The organism is Corynebacterium sp. p3-SID1761 (genome assembly GCF_055862885.1).
This window is the reverse complement of sequence record NZ_JBSQBJ010000036.1, coordinates 1-1459: the sequence shown is the minus strand read 5'-3', so window position 1 is coordinate 1459 and position 1459 is coordinate 1. Positions and strand designations below refer to the sequence as shown.

Below are 1459 nucleotides of genomic sequence, written 5' to 3'. Positions count from 1 at the left end.
CCTGCCCTGTAGTTTCCATAATCCGGGGGGTGTTGCCGCCGGGTTCCAGGACTTTCGATGACAGCTGATAGGGACACGGCCAGTTTCAAACTAGGTCTCTTTGTAACGTGGGTGCTTGCAACGAAGGTCATGACACCAGCGACTGGAACAACGCCATACCCATCTCGTTTTCTAGGAGCTCATCATGTCTCCGGAGCATTCCATCGACATATTCCTTGGTCTAGACGTCGGCAAATCTGAACACCACGCCTGCGCCTTAGACCGTGATGGCAACAAGGTCTTCGACAAACCGTTGCCTCAACTCGAATCCGAACTAGCAGGCGTTTTTCACCAGCTACAAAAGCTTGGCACCGTACTCGTAATCGTCGACCAACCCAACACCATCGGCGCACTACCGATTGCTGTAGCCCGGGACTGCAGTTGCGAAGTCGGATACCTGCCAGGTCTTGCGATGCGCAAAGCTGCAGATCTCTATCCCGGACGTGCAAAAACAGACAAACGCGACGCATTCATCATCGCCGACACCGCCCGCACAATGCCCCACACGCTACGTGCCGTCGACCGCAATGATGAGGTACTCTCCGCCCTAAAGATGCTGTCCGGCTTCGATGATGACATCGCCCGCGATTGCACTCGCACTGTCAATCGGCTTCGCAGTATCCTCACCCAGATCTACCCCAGCCTGGAACGAGTTTTTGCTGGTAGCACCCTGACTCGCACGCCGATCCTGGAATTATTGATCCATTACAAGGGGCCGCAGGGGCTAAAAAGAGCCGGATACCAACGAGTGTTGAACTGGATGATCAAGCACACACGTAAAGACCCCACCCCGCTGGTAGACGACATTTTTGCAGCGCTGAAAGCTCAAACAGTCACCGTGCCTGGAAGCGATGCCGCCGAGTTAGTAATTCCTCAACTGGCTGCAAACATCAAGGCCCTCAAAGAGCAACGAAACACCATTGCTGAGCAGGTTGAAGAGATGCTCGCTGATTTCCCTCTTTGTGAGGTCTTGATGAGTATGCCCGGAGTCGGCATCAAGACCGCAGCGCAGATCCTCCTTGCGATCGGTGATGGCTCCGACTTCGATAGTGCTGGCCACTTAGCTGCTTATGCTGGAATAGCACCCGTGACTAGACGATCCGGTTCGTCGATCAGAGGTGAGTTCCCGGCACGGTCAGGCAATAAACGACTGAAAAACGCCTTGTTCTACTCCGCATTCGCGGTTATCCGCAGCCACGAACCGTCACGGCGGTATTACGAACGCAAACGTGCTGAAGGAAAACGCCACAACGCAGCAGTCATCTGCCTGGCACGACGCCGATGCAATGTCATCTACGCGATGCTGAAAAACAAGGAGTTCTTCCGCGAAATCCCGCCACGCCCCGTCGCCGCATAAAGCCCAAAGACGAAGCCGACCAGCACACCCTGGCCGGCTCCTAGGCACGCCTAAGAAACTACT

1 protein-coding gene is annotated in these 1459 nt (G+C 55.0%); it reads left to right on the top strand.

Translation table 11 applies throughout. The annotated features are described in order from the left end of the window. The first annotated feature begins 184 nt into the window (after nt 1-184). Complete coding sequence (locus ACWXWJ_RS10225; protein WP_473964345.1) at nt 185-1396, top strand: IS110 family RNA-guided transposase; 1212 nt, start codon at nt 185-187, stop codon at nt 1394-1396. The last annotated feature ends 63 nt before the right edge of the window (nt 1397-1459 follow it).

What these genes read in the sequence shown, in the direction of transcription:
- ACWXWJ_RS10225 (WP_473964345.1), top strand. Translation starts at nt 185, where the DNA reads ATGTCTCCGGAGCATTCCATCGACATATTCCTTGGTCTAGACGTCGGC.